Raw genomic sequence first — 16,357 nt, 5'->3', positions numbered from 1 at the left:
ACCCCTGAAATGCCCGAATCCCTCCCGACCGGCCTGGGCCGACGCCAGCTGCTGCGCGGCGCGGTCGCTTCGGCCCTGCCCGTGCTGGGCCTGCCCGCCGTGGCCGCCTCCGGCCCGCTCATCGTCGGCGGCCTGCCCGTCACCTGCAATCTGACCCTGCCCGTCGCCTGCTCGGCACGCGCCGCCAGCAACAAGGCGGCCGGCAGCTCGGCCTTCCAGTTCGAGTACAGCAAGTACAACGGCTGGCCGGAGATCAAGGAGTCGCTGATGACGGGCGGCATCCAGGCCGCCTACATGCTGGCGCCCCTGGTCATGGACCTGGCCGACAAGAAGATCCCGGTCAAGATCGTGTCGCTGGGCCACCGCTCGGGTGCCGTCATCATGGTGCGCACCGACTCGCCCTACAAGAAGTTCAAGGACCTGACGGGCAAGCGCATCGCCATCCCCAGCCGCTTCGCGGTGGACTTCCTGTTCCTGCGCAAGATGCTGGCCCAGGAGGGCATGACGCCCAAGGACATCCAGATCGTCGAGATGCCGCCGCCCGACATGCCGGCGGCCCTGTTCGCCAAGGCGGTGGACGGCTACTGCACCGGCGAGCCCTTCGGCGCCGCGGCCCAGCGCGCAGGCTACGCCAAGCCCCTGCGCATGACGCGCGACGAGTGGCGCAACTACATCTGCTGCGTGCTGACCGTGCGCGAGGAACTCATCAAGGACAACCGGCCGCTGGTGCAGAACTTGGTCGACCATGTGCAGGGCGCCGGCAACTGGCTGGACCTGCAGCAGGGCAACCGCGAGAAGGCCATCCAGATCGCCGCCGGCCGCAAGTTCTTCAACCAGGACCCCAACATCCTGCGCTTCGTGATGGAGAACCCGACCGACCGCGTGACCTACGGCGACCTGCGCATGATCCGCGCCGAGTTCGACGAGCTGATGCAGCTGTCCATCGAGGCCGGCACGCTGAAGACACCGGTGGCCTACGAGAGATACGTGGACGACAGCTTCGTCAAGGCGGCCAAGGCGGCGCCGATTCCGCTATGAAGCGTCGCGCCCTGTTGCTGGCCTCGCTGCCGCTATCTGCGATGGCAGCGACCGAGAGATTGAAGGCCGGCGTCTTCGAGCCCGCCCAGGCCGCGCCCGAGTTCGCTCTCAGGGGCAGCGATGGTGCCGCCCTGAGCCTCGCCCGCTTCAAGGGCAAGCTGGTGCTGCTGGTGTTCGGCTTCACGAACTGCCCCGAGGTCTGCCCGACCACGCTGGCCACTCTGGCCCAGGCGCGCAAAGCATTGGGCACGGATGCCGCCGATGTGCAGGTCGTTTACGTGACCGTCGACCCCGAGCGCGACGACGTGAATCGCATCCGCCAATACCTGACGGCCTTCGACCCGACCTTCATCGGCGGCACCGAGGCGCCCGACAAGCTGGCCGCCATGCGCAAGCGCTATGGCGTCGTCGCCGAGAAGATCGCGCCCAAGCCAGCGAATGCAGCAAATGCGGCCTACGGCATGAACCACTCGACCTCGGTCTGGCTGATCGACCGCAGCGGCAAGCTGCGGGCCATGATGCCCTATGGCCACGAGGCCAAGGACTTCGTGCACGACCTCAGCTTGCTGCTGGCCACGAAGTGAAGCGCCTGTTGTGGCTCCTGCCGGTCGTCGTGCTGGCACCACTTGCCTGGGCCGCCTTCGCCCCGCTTGAGCCCGCCACGCGCGATGAGCTCTTCGAGATCCCGAAGGGCACCTATGCCCGCCGCATGGCCGGCGACAAGATCGAGATCCTGCCCGACACCATCCACCTGACGCTCGGGCTCAACGACCAGCTGCTGCTGCGCAACCACGACGAAGTGCCGCAGCAGTTCGGGCCGGTGCTGATCATGCCGGGGCAGAGCTTTCGCCTGCCCTTCGAGGTCGCCTCGACCTACAGCTTTGCCTGCAGCGCGCACGCCAGCGGCCAGATGGCCGTCATCGTCGCGCCCACGCCCGAGGCCGGCTGGCCGCGGCTGCAGTGGCGCTGGCGGCACTGGAAGAACAACAAGACCGCCACGGAGACCCTCACTTGAACTCACGCCTGGGCAAGATCCTGCCGCCTCTGGCCGTCATCGCCATCGTCATCGCCTTCTGGTGGTGGATCGTCGTCTACAACGAGAGCCCGATCTTCCCGACACCGTGGCAGGTGGTCACCGGCACGCTGGAACTGGCCCAGGACGGCACGCTGTGGGAGCACATTACCGCGTCGCTCTACCGCGTCGGCATCGGCTTCGGCCTGGCCATGCTCGTCGGCATCCCGCTGGGCCTGTGGATGGGCTGGGTGGCCGGCGCCTACCGCACCTTCAATCCCATCTTCCAGATGCTGAGGCCCATCTCGCCCATCGCCTGGATTCCGCTGGCCATCCTGTGGTTCGGCGTCGGCGACGTGTCGCCCATCTTCCTGATCTTCATCTCGTCGGTGTTCCCGCTCATCGTGCAGACGACCTCGGGCGTGCACACCATCGACAGGCGCTATCTGCGCGCGGCGGCCAACTTCGGCGTCACGCGCGGCGTGCTGTTCCGGCGCGTCGTCATCCCCGCCGTGCTGCCGGAAATCATCATCGGCATGCGCATCGGCATCGGCGTGGCCTGGCTGGTGGTGGTGGCGGCCGAGATGATCGCGCTGCGCTCGGGCCTGGGCTATCTCATCATGGACTCGCGCAATGCCGGCAACCGCTATGACCTCGTCATCGCCGCCATGATCATCATCGGCGTCATCGGCCTCATGCTGGACGGCATCACGCGCCTGCTAGAAAAACTCAAAACGGTCCGTTGGCGCTATGTCCGATAACAAGCCTCCCAAGATCGCCGTCAGCGGCCTGCGCAAGAGCTTCAAGGCCGCCAAGGGTGCGACCTTGCCCGTCATCGACGGCATCGACTTCGAAGTCGCCGAGGGCGAGTTCGTCGCCATCGTCGGCCCCTCGGGCTGCGGCAAGTCGACGCTGATGAACATCCTGGCCGGCTTCGAGAAGCCCGACGGCGGTTCGCTGCTCATCGACGGCAAGCCCCATCCGGGTCCCAGCCCGCAGGGCATCGTCATCTCGCAATACGGCTCGGTCTTCCCCTGGCTGACCGTGCAGCAGAACCTGATGTTCGGCCTGACCGGCCAGGAGCATGGCGACGATGCCGAGCGCATCAAGCTGGCCGACCATTACGCGGCCATGGTCGGCCTGACGGGTTTCGAGAACGCCTACCCGCACGAACTGTCGGGCGGCATGCTCAAGCGCGTAGAGCTGGCACGGGCCTTCATCGTCAAGCCCGAGATCCTGTATCTGGACGAGCCCTTCTCGGCCCTGGATGCACTGATGAACCTGCGCATGCGCAACGAGCTGCTGCGCATCCTGGCCGAGGAGAAGCACACCGTGCTCCTGATCACCCACGACGTCGACGAGGCCCTCTACATGGCCGACCGCATCCTGGTGCTGTCACCGCGGCCGACGCGCATCCAGGCCCGCTTCGAGCTGGACATGCCGCATCCGCGGCGCCTCATCAGCCCTGAGATGGATCAGCTGCGCGAAGCCATCCTCAAGGAGCTGGGCCTGGAAATGCCGGCCTAGCCTTTCAGCAGCGCGCCGCTGCTGTCCAGCACCCGCAGCGTGACCGGAATCGCCGGCGCCACGCTCTGGGTGACGGTGCAGAAGTCCTCGAAGGTCTCCAGAACGCGCTGGATGTGGCCGAGTTCGGCGGCCGGCTTGCCCAGGTGCAGGTCGACCTCCAGCCCTTGCACGCGATTGCGGCCGTGCTCGTTGCGGCCTACCGTCGCCTTGACCTCGGTTCGCAGCGGCGAGGGATCGTCCTTGTACTTCTGGCAGGCGAACCACAGCGAGGCGCTCAGGCAGTTGCCGACGGCCGAGGCCAGCAGCTCGACCGGGTCGGGCCCGAGGCCCGTACCGAAGGGCACGGGCTCGTCGGACAGCAGCACCGGGATGCTGGCGCCGTAGTGGTGTTCGAACTGATAGCCCTGGCGCTGAGTCAGGGTGACGCTTGGGTTTTCCATCGAAAGGCCCCTGGGAAGTGAATTGGCGATCAATGTATCGAACCTCGATGCAGCCCCGGAACGCACGGTCATTCCAGGAAGGGACACCCCCAGGAGGGGTGGGCCACGTACTTCCGCGTAGGGATGCCAGCCATCGAATGAATCAGTACCGTGTCCGGTACTCGGTCCTAACGGGAGGCCCCATGATCTCCAGATGGCTTGTGGCCCGCAGCCTTGCTGCTTTGGCCTGCGCATGCGGCCTGTCCGCGGTGCAGGCCGGACCGGTGGGGTCGGAGTTCGGTCCCAATCTCGTCGTGAACGGCGGGTTCGAGAACACCACGTCGATGGCGGGTTCCGGCTGGACGGCGTCGGGCTTCCTGGCCGAGGGCTTCGACTACGCCATCGACTCCTCCTCCGCCAACGCCCACAGTGGCTCGAACTCCTTCATGGGCGGTGGCATCGGTACGCCCGGCAGCATCTTGCAGACGCTCGCGACGGTGGCCGGCGCCCACTACAACATCCATCTGTGGCTGGCCAACCTCTCGGGCTTCACCAGCAAAACCGAGCTGGACGTCTACTGGAACGGCGCGCTGGTGTATTCCGCCAGCGATATCGCTGGGTCCGGTTACAGCGAAATCGTCATCGATCCGATGGCCAGCGACGTGTTCGCAACGCTGACCCTGTCGCTGCGGGATGACGACTTCTTCCTGAACGTCGACGACGTCGCGGTCTACCGGGTACGCGACAGCGGCCGACTTCCGGAACCCGCCAGCCTGGGCCTGGTGGGCCTTGCCGTGTCGGCGTGGGCCTTCGGGGCTCGACGCCGCTCCAACGCAGGTCTGGCCAAACTCAGCGCAGGTCGTCGGTCTCGAAATAGATCTCGGCAAGGCCCTGCGCCTTGAAGGCACCCTGGACGGCGGCGCTGGGCCTGGCGACGCCTTGCAGCGGCACATCGGCCTCGCCTCTTACCTCGGGAGACTGCAAGCGCACGATGTGGTCGAAATCCGGCCGCCGGTCGATGGTCTTGAAGGCGAACCACTCACTGCCCTTGCCGATCAGCCGATAGCGCCCGGTCGAGGCCTCGCGCGGCGCGGGGCTCAGGCGGCGGAACAGCAGCACCTCGTCGATGACGACGCGCTGCTCGGCCGCCTGGGGCTTGCCGCCGCGCTCGAAATGGCCCTCGAAAAAGCGGGCCTTGAACTCGCGCAGGGGCTTGGCATGGCCCGGTGCGAAGCGCAGCAGGTCGAATGGCTCGGGGTCGAAGGTCCACAGCCTGGGCTCGCGCGCCAGCGTCTCGCGCAGCGCCTTGTCGGCGGTCGCGTCGGCGAGATGGAAGCGGAACACGAGCTGGCTGTCGTGCGGCGTGTGGAACATCGGCAGATGCGAGGCGTACAGGCCCTCGCGGCCGCCGAAGACGGCCATGCCGTGGCCGCCCATGGCAGCCTCCTCGGCGCGCGCCAGCAGCGGCAGGGCGGCCAGGGTCAGCAGGGCACGGCGCTTCATTCGGCGGCCTCCACGATCAACTTGCCGCGGTGGTCGCTGGTGAACAGGCTCTGCAGCGTCGCCGGCAGCTTCTCGAAACCCTTGACCACCGTCTCCTCGAAGACGATCTCGCCCCGTTGCACCATGGGCCCGACGACGCGCAGCATCTCGTCCATGCGGTGCAGATAGTCGCGGGCCAGCACGCCCTGGATGGTGGCGCGCTGGTAGAGCATGTGGTGCAGGAAGCGCGGGCCAAGCTCGGGCGCGTCCAGGCCGCCCGAGTACTGGCTGATGGCGCCGCAGATGACGATGCGGGCACGGCGGTTGATGAGGGGAATGATGGCGTCGGTGATCCAGCCACCGACGTTGTCGAAATAAACATCCACGCCGCCAGTCGATGCCTTGATCTCGTTCGCCAGCGATTCAGTGTTGGCATGGGCCTTGTAGTCCACCGCCCAGGTCAGGCCCAGCGTCTCGCGCAGCCAGCCGCACTTGGCCGCACCGCCGGCAATGCCCAGCACGCGGCAGCCGTTCTTCAGCGCGAACTGCGCCACCAGCGAGCCCACGGCCCCGGCCGCGCCCGACACGACGACGACCTCGCCCGCCTTCGGAACACCCGACTCCATCAGCCCGAACCAGGCCGTGCGGCCCGGCATGCCCAGCACGCCGATGGCGGTGGACGGCGGTGCGAGCGACGGGTCAAGCTTGCGCAGCACCGAGTGGTGGACGCGCGCATGCGTCTGCCAGCCCAGCATGCCCTCGACCCAGTCACCCGCGGCTAGCGCCGGCACGGACGATGCCAGCACGCGGCCGACGACGCCGGCCGTCTGCACGGTGTCCAGCGCATGCGGCAGCTCGTTGTAGGTGCGCTTGAGCGACTGGTTGATGCGCATATACGGGTCCACCGACCAGTACTTCGCCTCGACCAGCACCTCGCCGGCCGACAGCGCGGTGGCCAGCGGCGCGCTGACGAGTTCGTAATGCTCAGGCCCGACCAGGCCCTCGGGATGGCGGCGGTAAAGCCACTGGCGGTTGTCGATGAAGGCGTCCATGGCAGTGATTCTTCAACCATAGATCGTGCCTGTGAAGCAAAACAAAGTCGACAATCGGTGCCCGACAAGACACAAACAGCCATGGACATCACCGACCTGCGCAGCTTTCTCGTCATCGCCCGCCACGCCAATCTGCGCGCGGCGGCGGACGAGTTGCACCAGACGCCGTCGGCCCTGTCCAAAGCCGTCAAGCGCCTGGAGGCCTCGCTGGCCACGCCGGTCTTCGACCGCGTCGGCAAGGCCATACGCCTGAACGCGGCGGGGGACAGACTGCGCGAACGGGCCCTGGCCCTGGTCACGCTGGCCGACCAGATGCAAGCCGAATTTCGCGGCGTGAGCCTGCGCTCACATTGCCGCTTGCTGGCACCGGCCGTGCTGCAATGGGGGTTTGGTGCAGCCCTCGCCGGCCAGCTTTCGGCACGACAGCCGCAGGCCAGCCTGGCCTTCGCGACGCTGTTCGAGGACGCCGCGCTGGCCGCCCTGGCGCGTGGCGAGGGCGACCTGGCCCTGGTCACGGGCGTCGCCCTGGGCGCCGCCCTGCCGGCCGGGCTGGCAGCCAAGCGGCTCGGCGAGATTCGCATGCAGCTCGCCGCGGGCCCCGGCCACCCCTTGGCCGGCCGCACCGAGGTGCCCACCGCCGAGGTGCTGCAGCACGACTTCGCCTGCCCCCAGCATTCGATGTTCTGCGGCCTGGAGCGCGGCAGCCGCGCCGACGGCTGGCGCGACGACCGCCTGCCACGACGCATCCGCTTCTGGCTGGACGACCTGCAACTGCTCATCAACCTGGTGCGCGGCGGCCAGGCCCTGGCCTATCTGCCCGACTTTGCGCTGGCCCAGCAGGGCGACCTTGTGCGCCTCACCGTGCCCGACTGCCCCTACGACTGCGTCGAGCAGGTCCATCTGGTGTGGCGCCCGGCCACCACCGGCGGCTGGCTGGCGGCCTGGCTGGCCACCGGCTCCTGAATTGCCCTGTCATCGGCACCGGCCCCGGCTGCGTTGGCCTGCGCCACCGCCCGCGCAAAGTCCGGCAACAAAGCGCAACCTGACGACGGAATAATCCCGGTATGCCAAGCATTCGCACCCTTGCCCTGACCGCCTTGCTCGCCTCCCTGCTGGCCGGCTGCGGCGGTCTGCCGTCCCGGTCGACCAAAGCCGAGAAGTCTGTCTACCAGGGCGAGAGCTTTGCCGCCGAGGAGACCTTCTCGCGGCTCTTCGATGCCAATGTCGAAGACACCTGCGAGGCGGCGCGCCGCGCCCTGCTCAGCCAAGGCTATGTGATCAGCAAGGCCGCCAGCGGCGTCGTGCAGGGCGCCAAGCATTTCCAGCCCGCGGGCGAAGTGCACGTCGAGATCGCCTTCAACGTCGTCTGCGTGGGCGACGGCCCCAAGCAGCAGATCGCCACCGCCTATGTCAGCGCCCAGCAGGACCGCTACGCACTGAAGAAGAGCAACCAGGCCGCCAGCCTCGGCCTCAGCGCGCTGGGCTCGATCTCGGTGCCGCTGTCATCGAGCGACGACGCCCTCGTCAAGGTGGCGTCCGAGACCATCCCAGCCGGCGAGTTCTACGACCGCTTCTTCACGCTGATGCAGCGCATGCTGCGCGAGAACACCGCGTCGCGCTGACGGCTTGATGTCAAAAATCACCTTGGAATAAATCATTTCTCAGGCATTGCGTCACAACCACGCGAGCCTGCGCGCGCCTAGGATGGTCCGGCCATGGTCGAGCCGCCGCCTCCTTTCGCCCTGCCTGCGGCGCCAGGTTGGCGGCCGCTGTCGGGCTTCCGGCGCCTGATCGACGCCGCCTGGAAGGTGCCGGGCGATGCCGCCGAGGCTGCGCGCCTGCGCGACGACCAGTGGCGCGCCGTCGTCGACCAGCTGCCCGCCTCCGTCATCGCCACGTCCATCGCCGTCGGCCTGCTGCTGGTGGCCATCGCCGGCCACGCCGATCTGCTCACCATCGCGCCCACGCTGTTCGGGCTGGTGGCCCTCAACGGCTTCAATTTCGCACTTTGGTGGCATGAGCACCGCCACCGCTCGCCGGGCGCCCCGCCGCGTGGCGTTGCGGCCGGCCTGCTGCTGGCCCTGGACCTATTCATCGGTGGCGTGCTGGACTGCTTGCTGCTGCTGCAGGTCGCCCAGCAGGTCCCGGCCAGCCTGCATGCGCCGCTGGTGGCCACCGTGGCCGGCGCCATCGCCGCCGCGGCGTGGATGTTCGCGCTGCTGCCGGCCGTGGCCATCGCCTGGATCGTCGGCGCCTGCGGCACGCTGGCCGTCGGCATCGCGCTGCTTCCCCTGCCATGGATGGACGGCTTGCTGCCGCTGCTGCCGCTGTACGCCATCGTGCTGTGCATGGCGGCCCTGCTGAACGCCCGCCTCTTCCTGCAGGGGCGCCACGCCCAGCACGCCGCCGCGCGTGACCGGCTCACCGTGTCGCTGCTGCTGCGCGACTTCGAGAACCATGCCAGCGACTGGCTGTGGGAACTCGGCCGCGATGGCCGCCTGCGCCATGTGTCGCAGCGCATGGCCGAGCGCCTGGGCAAGCCCACCCAGGACCTCGTCGGCGAACCCCTGCTGGCCCTGTTGAGCCGCCACCTGCCCCCGGACAACGCCGAGGCTCGGCAGCGCCTGGACCGGTTGGGCGACGCGCTGCTGGCGTCCGAGCCGCTGCGCGATCACGCCCTGCACCTGCGCATCGACGGCGAGGACGTCTGGTGGGCGCTGAGCGGCCGCCGCCTCGAAGGCGATGGCGGCTGGCGCGGCGTGGGCAGCGATGTCAGCGAGGTGCGCGAGCGCGAGCGCGAGTTGCTGCGCCTGACCGACCAGGACCCCGTCACCGGCCTGGCCAACCGCCATCAGTTCCACCGCCGCCTGGCCCTGTATCTCGGCGGCGGCGGGCCCATCTCGCCCTGCACGGTGCTGCTGCTGGATCTGGACTGCTTCAAGCAGGTCAATGACAGCCTGGGCCATGCCGCCGGCGACCACCTGCTCGCCGCCGTGGGCGAACGCCTGCGCGACAGCCTGGCCTCCCGGCGCGGCAGTGGCGACCTGGTGGCGCGGCTGGCCGCCGACGAGTTCGCCATCCTGCTGCGCGGCGAGCTGACGCCCGAGGCCACGCAGCGCCTGGGCAAGCAGCTGCGCTCGGCCCTGCGCGTGCCCGTGTCCATCGCCGGCCACGAGATCGACGTGCGCGCCAGCATCGGCGCCGCCTGTGCGCCGCGCCACGCCCAGGCGGTCGACCCCTTGCTGCGCGCGGCCGACCTGGCCCTGTTCGCCGCCAAGGCCGCCGGGCGCGACCGGCTGGTGCTCTATGAACCGGCCCTGCAGCAGGAGGCCCAGGACCGCCTGGCGCTGCTGGCCGACCTGCGCCTGGCCCTGGACGCGGGTCAACTGGAGATGCACTACCAGCCGCAGATCGAGCTGGCCAGTCGCAAGCTGCTGGGCTTCGAGGCGCTGATGCGCTGGCGTCATCCCACCCGCGGCCTGGTGCCGCCGGCCGTCTTCATCCCGCTGGCCGAGGACAGCGGCCTCATCGTCGCCATCGGCGCCTGGGCCCTGCTGGTGGCCTGCCGCGACGCCGCGCGCTGGCCGGGCGACCTGCGCGTGGCCGTCAATGTGTCGGCCCTGCAATTCGAGCGCAGCCCGCTCGAGCTGCATGTGCTGGAAGCGCTGGAGCGCAGCGGCCTGCCCGCCGACCGCCTTGAGATCGAGCTGACCGAATCGGCCCTGCTGAACGACGGCAACCACGCCATCGACCTGCTGACACGGCTGCGCGCCCTGGGCGTTCGCATCGCGCTGGACGACTTCGGCACCGGCTTCTCGTCGCTCGCCTATCTGCGCCGCCTGCCGCTGGACCAGCTGAAGATCGATCGCGCCTTCATCACCGACCTCGACCACCCGCGCGCCGGCCCGACGGCGCGGGCCATCGTCTCGGCCATCCACGAGCTGGCCCAGGCCCTGGGCCTGCACACGGTGGCCGAGGGCATCGAGACCCCCGAGCAGCAGCAGGTGCTGACCGAACTGGGCTGCGGCCTCGGCCAGGGTTTCCTGTTCGCCCAGGCCCTGCCGCGCGACGCCACCCAGGCCTTCGTCGAGCTGGCCCACCGCCAGGGGCTGGCCGCCGCGCGCGACGCCCAGCTGGATTCGGTCAACCCGCCGTTGACGGCCTGGCCGTCGACAAGGCTGCAAATGCGCAACCTGATGCACCTGCCGGACACGCGATTCAGCGCGGGCGATCACTAGCGCCACGGCTCGACGCGGCCCTGATCAAGGCGCCCGGTTGCCGCCCGCGATGCGCTCCAGTTCACCGCTGGCCAGCGCCGCCTTCATCGCCGCGGACAGGCGCTGGGCCAGGGCCTGCTGGCCCGGCGCGACCCAGACATGCAGGTTCACGCGTGCCAGCACGCTGCGGTGCAGGGTCACGTCATTGACCAGCAAGGGCGGGTCGTAGTCGCGCTCGGCGTTCAGCAGGCAGAGGTCGACGCGCCGCATGGCGACCATGCCCAGGCAGGACTCGGCCGAGCTCGTGGTCTCGACGCCGGCGCGGCCGGCCAGGGCCAGCTCCATGGCCTTGATGCCGCGCACATGGGCCAGCTTCAGTGTCCCCAGCTCCGCCCAGGAGGTCGGCGCCAGCGACGCCGACCGGCTGAAGGCCATGACCGTGGTGCTGAGGAAGTGCGGGTCGACGCGCAGGGCGCCAGGCACGACCTGGTCGAACTTCGGCAGGCGCAGCATGTCGGCGTCGTAGAGGCCGGCGCGAAAGCTCGCCACCGCCCGCTCGACCGGCTCGCGCGCCAGCGTGTAGGAAAGGCCCGCATGCCGCATCAGCAGCGCGATGGCCGCGTCCGCGATCTCGTTGCCGCGCGCCGACGCCGCCGGGCTGACAACCAGGCGCACCGGCTCCGCGACGGGGGCCGCGGCGGCAGGCCCGGCCCAGGACAGCAGGCCCGCCGCCCAGGCGGCAAGGTGGCGACGCAACATGCAGCCATCATGCGGCAAGGGCGTTCGCTGCATCGCAAAGAAACCCGCTTCGTACCGCCCTGCCGACACCTCCCCCGATCCAAGGGTTTGCCACCGGTTTGCAGGACAAGCCGGATTTGAAACGCAGCGGTGCGCCGCCCAAGCTCTTCGAACCGGAGGGATTCCGGACAAGGAGTGACCCCATGAACACCATGTCCACCCTGGCGACCCGCACGGCCGTGGCCGCCCTGGCCTTCGCCCCCCTGCTGGCGGCGGCCCAGGCCAACTGCGGCGTTCCCGGCGCGCCGCCCTGCCCGACGCCCGAGCCCGGCAGCTGGCCGCTGGTGGCCCTGGCCCTGGGCATGCTGGCGGTGGCGAAGTTCATCCGCCGCAAATAGCACGCTTCAGTTCGCCAAGCGAGCGGCGCGTGCCTGCAACAGCTCGCGCTGCATCTCGTTGTCGGTCAGCTCGGCCGCCCGAAGATAGGCCTCGCGCGCCTCGACGGCGCGGCCCAGTCGCTCCAGCACATCGGCCTGGGCACCCGCCAGGAAGGGGTAGCGCTTGAGCTGCGGCTCGGCGGCCAGCTGCTCCAGCAAAGGCAAGGCGGCCGCCGGGCCGCGCGCGAAGCTGATGGCCACGGCGCGGTTCAGCGCGATGACGGGTGAGGGGTTCATGGCCAGCAGGCGGTCGTAGCCGCTGACGATGGCACGCCAGTCCGTGTCCTCGGCCCGGGCGGCGCGTGCATGGCAGGCCGCGATGACGGCCTGCAGCGTGTAGGGGCCGGGCTCGCCCAGGCCCAGCGCGTGCTCGAGCGCAACCAGGCCGCGGCGGATCAGCAGCGGGTCCCAGCGCCGGCGATCCTGGTCGGGCAGCAGCACGGGTCGTCCTTGCGCATCCATCCGGGCGGGCAGGCGCGAGGCCTGGATCTCCAGCAGGGCGGCCAGGCCGTGCACCTCGGAGTCCCCGGGCAGCAGATGCTGCAGCTGGCGCGCCAGACGCAGGGCTTCGTCGCACAGGGTCGGGCGCAGCAGGCTGGCGCCACTGCCCGCGCTGTGGCCCTCGTTGAAGATCAGGTAGACGACGGCGAGCACCGCGCCCAGGCGCTGCTCGCGCTCGGCCGGGCCGGGCAGCTCGTAGGCCTGGCCGTTGAGGGCCTTCTTGGCGCGCACGATGCGCTGGGCGACGGTCGCCTCGGGCTGCAGGAAGGCGCGGGCGATCTCGGGCGTCTCCAGGCCGCCAAGCAGTCTCAGCGTCAGCGCGACCTGGGCCTCGCGCGGCAGCACCGGATGGCAGGCGATGAAGATCAGGCGCAGCTGCTCGTCGCCGATCTCGGCCTGGTCGCGCGCGGCATCGAGGTGGTCGACGAAGTCCGGCACGACATGGGTACCGGCGGCCTCGTCGTCGGCCGCGAGATGCTCATGCTCGCGCTCCAGCATGGCGCGGCGGCGCAGCCGATCCAGGGCCTTGTTGCGGGTGGAGGTCATCAGCCAGGCGGCAGGGTTGGCGGGCTGGCCGTCGCGCGGCCAGGTCTCCATGGCGGCGATGAGGGCGTCCTGGGCGCAGTCCTCGGCTTCGTCGAGGTCGCGCAGCATCTTGGCGGCGGCGCCGACGAGGCGGCTGCGCTCGATGCGCCAGACGCCCGCGGCCAGCTCGGCATGGTCCACCCCTCAAGCTCCGTCGTAGGCGCGTTGAAGGGCGGCGAGGTCGATCTTCTGCATCTGCCAGATGGCCTGGAAGACGCGCTGCACGCGGGCCGGATCGGGGTCGCGGATCATGTCGAACCAGGTCGCAGGGATGACCTGCCAGGACAGGCCCCAGGCGTCTTCCACCCAACCACAGGCCTTCTCGCGGCCGCCGCCGGCCTGCAGCTCGGTCCAGAGGTGGTCGATCTCCTGTTGGTCCTCGCAGGCGACCATCAGCGAAAAGGCCTCGGTGAGCTTGAAGTGCGGGCCGCCGTTGAAGGCCGTCATCTGCTGGCCGAGCAGTTCGAACTGCACCACCATGACCGTGCCGGCCTCGCCCGGCGAGTTCTCGCCCCAGCGCTGCGTGTGCGTGACCTGGCCGCTGCCGAAGACCTTCAAGTAGTGCGCGACCGCGTCCTCGGCGCCCTTCTCGTACCAGATGAAGGGCGTGATTTTTTGCTGGATCTTCATGGTGCTTACTCCTGAGGAGGCATGCCGGTCATGTGGACCAGTTCCCAGTGGTGGCCATCCAGGTCTTCGAAGCCATGGCCGTACATGAAGCCATGGTCCTGCGCCTCGCCGGGGATGTTGCCGCCGGCGGCCTTGGCCTTGGCGACGAGGGCGTCGACCTCCGCGCGGCTCTCGCAGCTCAGGCAGACCCAGCCGGTGGTGGCGGTCTTGGCATCCGGGAAGGCCTTGGGCGTGAAGGTCCTGGCGAAGTCCTCGGCCAGCAGCATGGCGTAGAGGTTCTCACCCAGCTCCATGCCGGCGCCCTTGTCGTTGGTGAACTGCGGGTTGAACTTGTAGCCGACGGCCTCGAAGAAGGCCTTGCTGGCGGCCAGGTCCTTGACGGGCATGTTGACGTAGATCTGCTTGTGCATGGCGGGGCTCACAGAGGTTGGACGAGATGGATGAGGTTGCCGCAGCCGTCCTCGAACATGACGGCCTTGATGGGGCCCATGTTCTCGGGCTGGCCGCGCACGACGACGCCACGTTCGCGCAGCTTCTGCGCCTCGGCTTCGACGTCGGTGGTGACGAAGGCGGTGCAGGGCATGTTGGCGTCGTAGAGGGCCTTCTGGTAGACCTTGGCGGGCGCGAAGCCCAGGGCCTCGAGGGCCAGTTCGACCCCTTCGATGCCGTCGGGCGACACGACGGTCAGCCAGCGGTAGGTCGGGCCCATCGGGATGTCGGCCATCTTCCTGAAGCCGAGCTTCTCCGTGTAGAAGGCCAGGGCCTTGGCCTGGTCGTCGACGAAGACGGATGCGATCTTGATCTGCATGGTGGGTTCTCTTCAGGTCGGTGTTTCGGACAGGGCCTTGAGGCGAAGCAGGGCCTGGGGCCAGGTGGTCTGCAGGAAGTCGGTGAAGCCGTCGTTCCAGCTCTGCAGGTGGATGGCAAGGTGCGTTCCCGCCGGCGTGGCGCGGAAGACATAGCGCTCGTGCGCCGGATCGCGGGCCAGCGGGCTGTCGGCCAAGGGCCGGCCGTCCTTGATCTCGCCCACCAGGCGCAGCGACAGCTTCTCGTGCTCGACGCGCTCGTCGACGATGGCCTCCATGCCGAAGCCGCGCGGGTCGAGGAAGCGCAGCCGGCGGCCGGCCTTCCAGTGGCCTTCGAAGTAGGAGCCCTCGGCGAAGGCGCTGGTCCAGTCGCGGTAGGCGATGGGGTCGAACATGCAGTCCCAGACCCGCGCGACCGGAGCGGCGATGTCGACGCCGAACTGCAGGTCCTTCATGCCGTGCCCCCTTCCGCGATCTGGCGCAAGTTCTGCAGGCCGTCTTCGAAATCGCGGCCCACCATCTTGTCCATGTCGATGAAGATGCCCATTAGCTTGCTGATGAAGTTGGCGGGGCCGTTCATGGTCCAGCGCACCTCGGTGGCGCCGTCGGCGGTGGGCTGCAGCGCGAACTCGGCCTGGTTGTGGGCCTCGAAGGGCTTCACGAAATCCAGCTTCATCTGCACCGCGCGGCCGGGCTGCTGGCTGGTGATCTCCAGGCTGCCGCTGCCGACCTCCTTGCTGTCCCAGTCGTAGCGGGAGCCGACGCCGCTGGCGGCGCCGCTGTAGGCACTCTTGATCAACGGGTCCTTGCGTTCGTAGGGGTTCCAGCGGTTGAAGCCGCGCAACTCGCTGACGAGAGGCCAGAGCTTGTCGGCCGGGGCCGCGATGCGCAGGCGGCGCTCGACGCGGAACTCGTCGGGACGGGTGGCTGCAAAGGCCAGCAGCAGCGCCAGGGCCGTGCCCAGGCAGATCAGGATGATGGAGAGGTTGCTCATGGGGCTCTCCTTCATTCGCTGCGGATGGCCATGTCGCCACCGGGCGCGAAGTCGGCGTCTTCGTAGAGACGACGCACCTCGATCTCGCAGCCTTCCTCGAGGAAGGGGCGGGGAAAGCGGCTGGCCCAGGCTCGCGCCTCTTCCTCGGACCGCACCTGGATCAGCGTGTAGCCCGCGATCAACTCCTTGGTCTCGACGAAGGGACCGTCGATGACCTCGTGGCTGCCATCGGCTCGATAGCGCTGCCGCCAGCCATCACGACTCGGGCGCAAGCCTGCGCCGTCGAGCAGCACGCCGGCGCGTGCCATTTCCTCGTGGAAGGCGCCCATCTCCTCGAAGAGCTTGGCGTACTCGGGGCCGGGCGGGTCGCCGCGCTCGCTGGTGGCTCTGGCGCGGACTTGGATCATGAAGCGCATGACAGGTCTCCTGGGTTTGACGAGGCAGACCGTTTGGTTTTGCTGCCTTCATTCCCACGACGATCCATGCGACCCGGAATCGACAAACTCCGGGAAATTACCTAATCCCCCTACATATAGCAGGGGCCGACTCCGCGGATCTCGACGGTCGCCCACTCCGCGGCCGGGCAGCGCTCGGCCCAGGCCATGGCGACGGCCGGGTCCTCGGTATCGAGCAGGAAATAGCCGCCCACCATCTCCTTGGCTTCGGCAAAGGGGCCGTCCCAGACCTGGGCGCCGCTGTCGCGCCTGGCATAGCGCTTGGCCGCGGTGCCCAGCGAATTGGTGCCCAGCAGCAGGCCGGCCTCCTTCAGCTCAGCGGCGAAGTCCAGCATGCGCTGGTAGACGGCCTCACCGGCGACGCGGCCGCGTTCGGCACGTTGGCCAATGGGTTCGACGATGAGCAGCATCTGGGGCATGGTCGGGTCCGCGGTCGGTGGCGATGGGCGGCATTCTGGCGCCAG

The 16,357-nt window shown here is 68.9% G+C and carries 22 protein-coding genes; 10 read left to right on the top strand and 12 right to left on the bottom strand.

The genetic code is table 11. The annotated features are described in order from the left end of the window. The first annotated feature begins 9 nt into the window (after window positions 1–9). The 5 genes from AC3WOE_RS05405 to AC3WOE_RS05385 are packed head-to-tail and all read left to right on the top strand — an operon-like array spanning window position 10 to window position 3,577. On the top strand, window positions 10–1,038 hold the full coding sequence (locus AC3WOE_RS05405; RefSeq protein WP_492688838.1) for an ABC transporter substrate-binding protein: 1,029 nt from the start codon (window positions 10–12) through the stop codon (window positions 1,036–1,038). After that, on the top strand, window positions 1,035–1,622 hold the full coding sequence (locus tag AC3WOE_RS05400) for an SCO family protein (protein WP_492688836.1): 588 nt from the start codon (window positions 1,035–1,037) through the stop codon (window positions 1,620–1,622). Before AC3WOE_RS05405 ends, AC3WOE_RS05400 begins: the two co-directional genes overlap by 4 nt. Window positions 1,623–1,630: 8 nt before the next feature. Continuing rightward, window positions 1,631–2,053 (top strand): cupredoxin domain-containing protein, encoded by a 423-nt coding sequence (locus AC3WOE_RS05395; protein WP_492688835.1) that lies wholly within the window; start codon window positions 1,631–1,633, stop codon window positions 2,051–2,053. Next, window positions 2,050–2,811, top strand: coding sequence for an ABC transporter permease (locus AC3WOE_RS05390; RefSeq protein ID WP_492688834.1), 762 nt, complete (start codon window positions 2,050–2,052; stop codon window positions 2,809–2,811). The genes AC3WOE_RS05395 and AC3WOE_RS05390 overlap by 4 nt, the downstream gene beginning before the upstream one ends. Continuing rightward, a complete protein-coding gene (locus AC3WOE_RS05385; RefSeq protein WP_492688832.1) occupies window positions 2,801–3,577 on the top strand; it encodes an ABC transporter ATP-binding protein in 777 nt (258 codons plus the stop codon). Before AC3WOE_RS05390 ends, AC3WOE_RS05385 begins: the two co-directional genes overlap by 11 nt. Here the strand turns inward: AC3WOE_RS05385 and AC3WOE_RS05380 are convergent. Continuing rightward, window positions 3,574–4,017 carry an OsmC family protein gene (locus AC3WOE_RS05380; protein ID WP_492688830.1) on the bottom strand — a complete coding sequence of 148 codons (444 nt, stop codon included), beginning with the start codon at window positions 4,015–4,017 and terminating at the stop codon, window positions 3,574–3,576. The two genes, AC3WOE_RS05385 and AC3WOE_RS05380, sit on opposite strands and share 4 nt — an antisense overlap. 182 nt (window positions 4,018–4,199) lie before the next feature. On the opposite strand from AC3WOE_RS05380, the gene AC3WOE_RS05375 reads away from it, so the two are divergent. Further along, the gene (locus AC3WOE_RS05375) at window positions 4,200–4,898 is read left to right on the top strand and encodes a PEP-CTERM sorting domain-containing protein (RefSeq protein WP_492688829.1); all 699 of its coding nucleotides are present in this window, start codon (window positions 4,200–4,202) and stop codon (window positions 4,896–4,898) included. Here the strand turns inward: AC3WOE_RS05375 and AC3WOE_RS05370 are convergent. Both AC3WOE_RS05370 and AC3WOE_RS05365 read right to left on the bottom strand, forming a co-directional pair. Next, entirely contained in the window at window positions 4,846–5,499 is a 654-nt protein-coding gene (locus tag AC3WOE_RS05370; RefSeq protein ID WP_492688828.1) for a hypothetical protein, read from the bottom strand. The genes AC3WOE_RS05375 and AC3WOE_RS05370 overlap by 53 nt on opposite strands. Continuing rightward, window positions 5,496–6,530 carry an NADP-dependent oxidoreductase gene (locus AC3WOE_RS05365; RefSeq protein WP_492688826.1) on the bottom strand — a complete coding sequence of 345 codons (1,035 nt, stop codon included), beginning with the start codon at window positions 6,528–6,530 and terminating at the stop codon, window positions 5,496–5,498. Before AC3WOE_RS05365 ends, AC3WOE_RS05370 begins: the two co-directional genes overlap by 4 nt. 81 nt (window positions 6,531–6,611) lie before the next feature. On the opposite strand from AC3WOE_RS05365, the gene AC3WOE_RS05360 reads away from it, so the two are divergent. The 3 genes from AC3WOE_RS05360 (at window position 6,612) to AC3WOE_RS05350 (ending at window position 10,768) form a co-directional block, all read left to right on the top strand. After that, complete coding sequence (locus AC3WOE_RS05360) at window positions 6,612–7,493, top strand: LysR family transcriptional regulator (protein ID WP_492688825.1); 882 nt, start codon at window positions 6,612–6,614, stop codon at window positions 7,491–7,493. Between the two features lie 101 nt (window positions 7,494–7,594). Further along, window positions 7,595–8,152 carry a DUF2242 domain-containing protein gene (locus tag AC3WOE_RS05355; RefSeq protein ID WP_492688824.1) on the top strand — a complete coding sequence of 186 codons (558 nt, stop codon included), beginning with the start codon at window positions 7,595–7,597 and terminating at the stop codon, window positions 8,150–8,152. A 93-nt stretch (window positions 8,153–8,245) separates the two neighbouring features. Then, window positions 8,246–10,768 (top strand): putative bifunctional diguanylate cyclase/phosphodiesterase, encoded by a 2,523-nt coding sequence (locus AC3WOE_RS05350; RefSeq protein ID WP_492688823.1) that lies wholly within the window; start codon window positions 8,246–8,248, stop codon window positions 10,766–10,768. A gap of 24 nt (window positions 10,769–10,792) precedes the next feature. On the opposite strand, the gene AC3WOE_RS05345 is transcribed toward AC3WOE_RS05350, so the two are convergent. After that, entirely contained in the window at window positions 10,793–11,506 is a 714-nt protein-coding gene (locus tag AC3WOE_RS05345; protein WP_492688821.1) for a hypothetical protein, read from the bottom strand. Between the two features lie 182 nt (window positions 11,507–11,688). Between AC3WOE_RS05345 and AC3WOE_RS05340 the strand changes: the two genes are divergently transcribed. Further along, entirely contained in the window at window positions 11,689–11,883 is a 195-nt protein-coding gene (locus AC3WOE_RS05340; protein WP_492688820.1) for a PEP-CTERM sorting domain-containing protein, read from the top strand. Window positions 11,884–11,889: 6 nt separating this feature from the next. On the opposite strand, the gene AC3WOE_RS05335 is transcribed toward AC3WOE_RS05340, so the two are convergent. The 8 genes from AC3WOE_RS05335 to AC3WOE_RS05300 all read right to left on the bottom strand — a co-directional run bounded on the left by AC3WOE_RS05335 (window position 11,890) and on the right by AC3WOE_RS05300 (window position 16,312). Beyond that, entirely contained in the window at window positions 11,890–13,149 is a 1,260-nt protein-coding gene (locus AC3WOE_RS05335; protein WP_492688818.1) for an RNA polymerase sigma factor, read from the bottom strand. Between the two features lie 3 nt (window positions 13,150–13,152). Beyond that, a complete protein-coding gene (locus AC3WOE_RS05330; protein ID WP_492688817.1) occupies window positions 13,153–13,638 on the bottom strand; it encodes a VOC family protein in 486 nt (161 codons plus the stop codon). Window positions 13,639–13,643: 5 nt separating this feature from the next. Next, the gene (locus AC3WOE_RS05325; RefSeq protein ID WP_492688816.1) at window positions 13,644–14,048 is read right to left on the bottom strand and encodes a VOC family protein; all 405 of its coding nucleotides are present in this window, start codon (window positions 14,046–14,048) and stop codon (window positions 13,644–13,646) included. 8 nt (window positions 14,049–14,056) lie between these two features. Then, the gene (locus AC3WOE_RS05320; protein ID WP_492688815.1) at window positions 14,057–14,446 is read right to left on the bottom strand and encodes a VOC family protein; all 390 of its coding nucleotides are present in this window, start codon (window positions 14,444–14,446) and stop codon (window positions 14,057–14,059) included. 12 nt (window positions 14,447–14,458) lie between these two features. Beyond that, a complete protein-coding gene (locus AC3WOE_RS05315) occupies window positions 14,459–14,899 on the bottom strand; it encodes an SRPBCC family protein (RefSeq protein WP_492688813.1) in 441 nt (146 codons plus the stop codon). Then, window positions 14,896–15,438: an SRPBCC family protein gene (locus AC3WOE_RS05310; RefSeq protein WP_492688811.1), complete on the bottom strand. Its 543-nt coding sequence runs from the start codon at window positions 15,436–15,438 to the stop codon at window positions 14,896–14,898. The genes AC3WOE_RS05315 and AC3WOE_RS05310 overlap by 4 nt, the downstream gene beginning before the upstream one ends. 11 nt (window positions 15,439–15,449) lie before the next feature. Then, window positions 15,450–15,854, bottom strand: coding sequence for a YciI family protein (locus tag AC3WOE_RS05305; protein ID WP_492688810.1), 405 nt, complete (start codon window positions 15,852–15,854; stop codon window positions 15,450–15,452). 110 nt (window positions 15,855–15,964) lie between these two features. Beyond that, window positions 15,965–16,312, bottom strand: coding sequence for a YciI family protein (locus AC3WOE_RS05300; RefSeq protein ID WP_492688808.1), 348 nt, complete (start codon window positions 16,310–16,312; stop codon window positions 15,965–15,967). Window positions 16,313–16,357 lie beyond the last annotated feature (45 nt).

Source organism: Roseateles sp. FW305-36, assembly GCF_058787015.1.
The sequence above is the reverse complement of the archived record's forward strand: the minus strand, read 5'-3'. Positions and strand labels throughout refer to the sequence as shown.

Bases quoted from the DNA above. Each gene is read 5' to 3' on its own strand.
- AC3WOE_RS05405 (WP_492688838.1), top strand. From the start codon at position 10: ATGCCCGAATCCCTCCCGACCGGCCTGGGCCGACGCCAGCTGCTGCGC.
- AC3WOE_RS05400 (WP_492688836.1), top strand. From the start codon at position 1,035: ATGAAGCGTCGCGCCCTGTTGCTGGCCTCGCTGCCGCTATCTGCGATG.
- AC3WOE_RS05385 (WP_492688832.1), top strand. From the start codon at position 2,801: ATGTCCGATAACAAGCCTCCCAAGATCGCCGTCAGCGGCCTGCGCAAG.
- AC3WOE_RS05380 (WP_492688830.1), bottom strand. From the start codon at position 4,017: ATGGAAAACCCAAGCGTCACCCTGACTCAGCGCCAGGGCTATCAGTTC.
- AC3WOE_RS05375 (WP_492688829.1), top strand. From the start codon at position 4,200: ATGATCTCCAGATGGCTTGTGGCCCGCAGCCTTGCTGCTTTGGCCTGC.
- AC3WOE_RS05370 (WP_492688828.1), bottom strand. From the start codon at position 5,499: ATGAAGCGCCGTGCCCTGCTGACCCTGGCCGCCCTGCCGCTGCTGGCG.
- AC3WOE_RS05365 (WP_492688826.1), bottom strand. From the start codon at position 6,530: ATGGACGCCTTCATCGACAACCGCCAGTGGCTTTACCGCCGCCATCCC.
- AC3WOE_RS05360 (WP_492688825.1), top strand. From the start codon at position 6,612: ATGGACATCACCGACCTGCGCAGCTTTCTCGTCATCGCCCGCCACGCC.
- AC3WOE_RS05355 (WP_492688824.1), top strand. From the start codon at position 7,595: ATGCCAAGCATTCGCACCCTTGCCCTGACCGCCTTGCTCGCCTCCCTG.
- AC3WOE_RS05350 (WP_492688823.1), top strand. From the start codon at position 8,246: ATGGTCGAGCCGCCGCCTCCTTTCGCCCTGCCTGCGGCGCCAGGTTGG.
- AC3WOE_RS05345 (WP_492688821.1), bottom strand. From the start codon at position 11,506: ATGTTGCGTCGCCACCTTGCCGCCTGGGCGGCGGGCCTGCTGTCCTGG.
- AC3WOE_RS05340 (WP_492688820.1), top strand. From the start codon at position 11,689: ATGAACACCATGTCCACCCTGGCGACCCGCACGGCCGTGGCCGCCCTG.
- AC3WOE_RS05330 (WP_492688817.1), bottom strand. From the start codon at position 13,638: ATGAAGATCCAGCAAAAAATCACGCCCTTCATCTGGTACGAGAAGGGC.
- AC3WOE_RS05325 (WP_492688816.1), bottom strand. From the start codon at position 14,048: ATGCACAAGCAGATCTACGTCAACATGCCCGTCAAGGACCTGGCCGCC.
- AC3WOE_RS05320 (WP_492688815.1), bottom strand. From the start codon at position 14,446: ATGCAGATCAAGATCGCATCCGTCTTCGTCGACGACCAGGCCAAGGCC.
- AC3WOE_RS05315 (WP_492688813.1), bottom strand. From the start codon at position 14,899: ATGAAGGACCTGCAGTTCGGCGTCGACATCGCCGCTCCGGTCGCGCGG.
- AC3WOE_RS05310 (WP_492688811.1), bottom strand. From the start codon at position 15,438: ATGAGCAACCTCTCCATCATCCTGATCTGCCTGGGCACGGCCCTGGCG.
- AC3WOE_RS05305 (WP_492688810.1), bottom strand. From the start codon at position 15,854: ATGCGCTTCATGATCCAAGTCCGCGCCAGAGCCACCAGCGAGCGCGGC.
- AC3WOE_RS05300 (WP_492688808.1), bottom strand. From the start codon at position 16,312: ATGCCCCAGATGCTGCTCATCGTCGAACCCATTGGCCAACGTGCCGAA.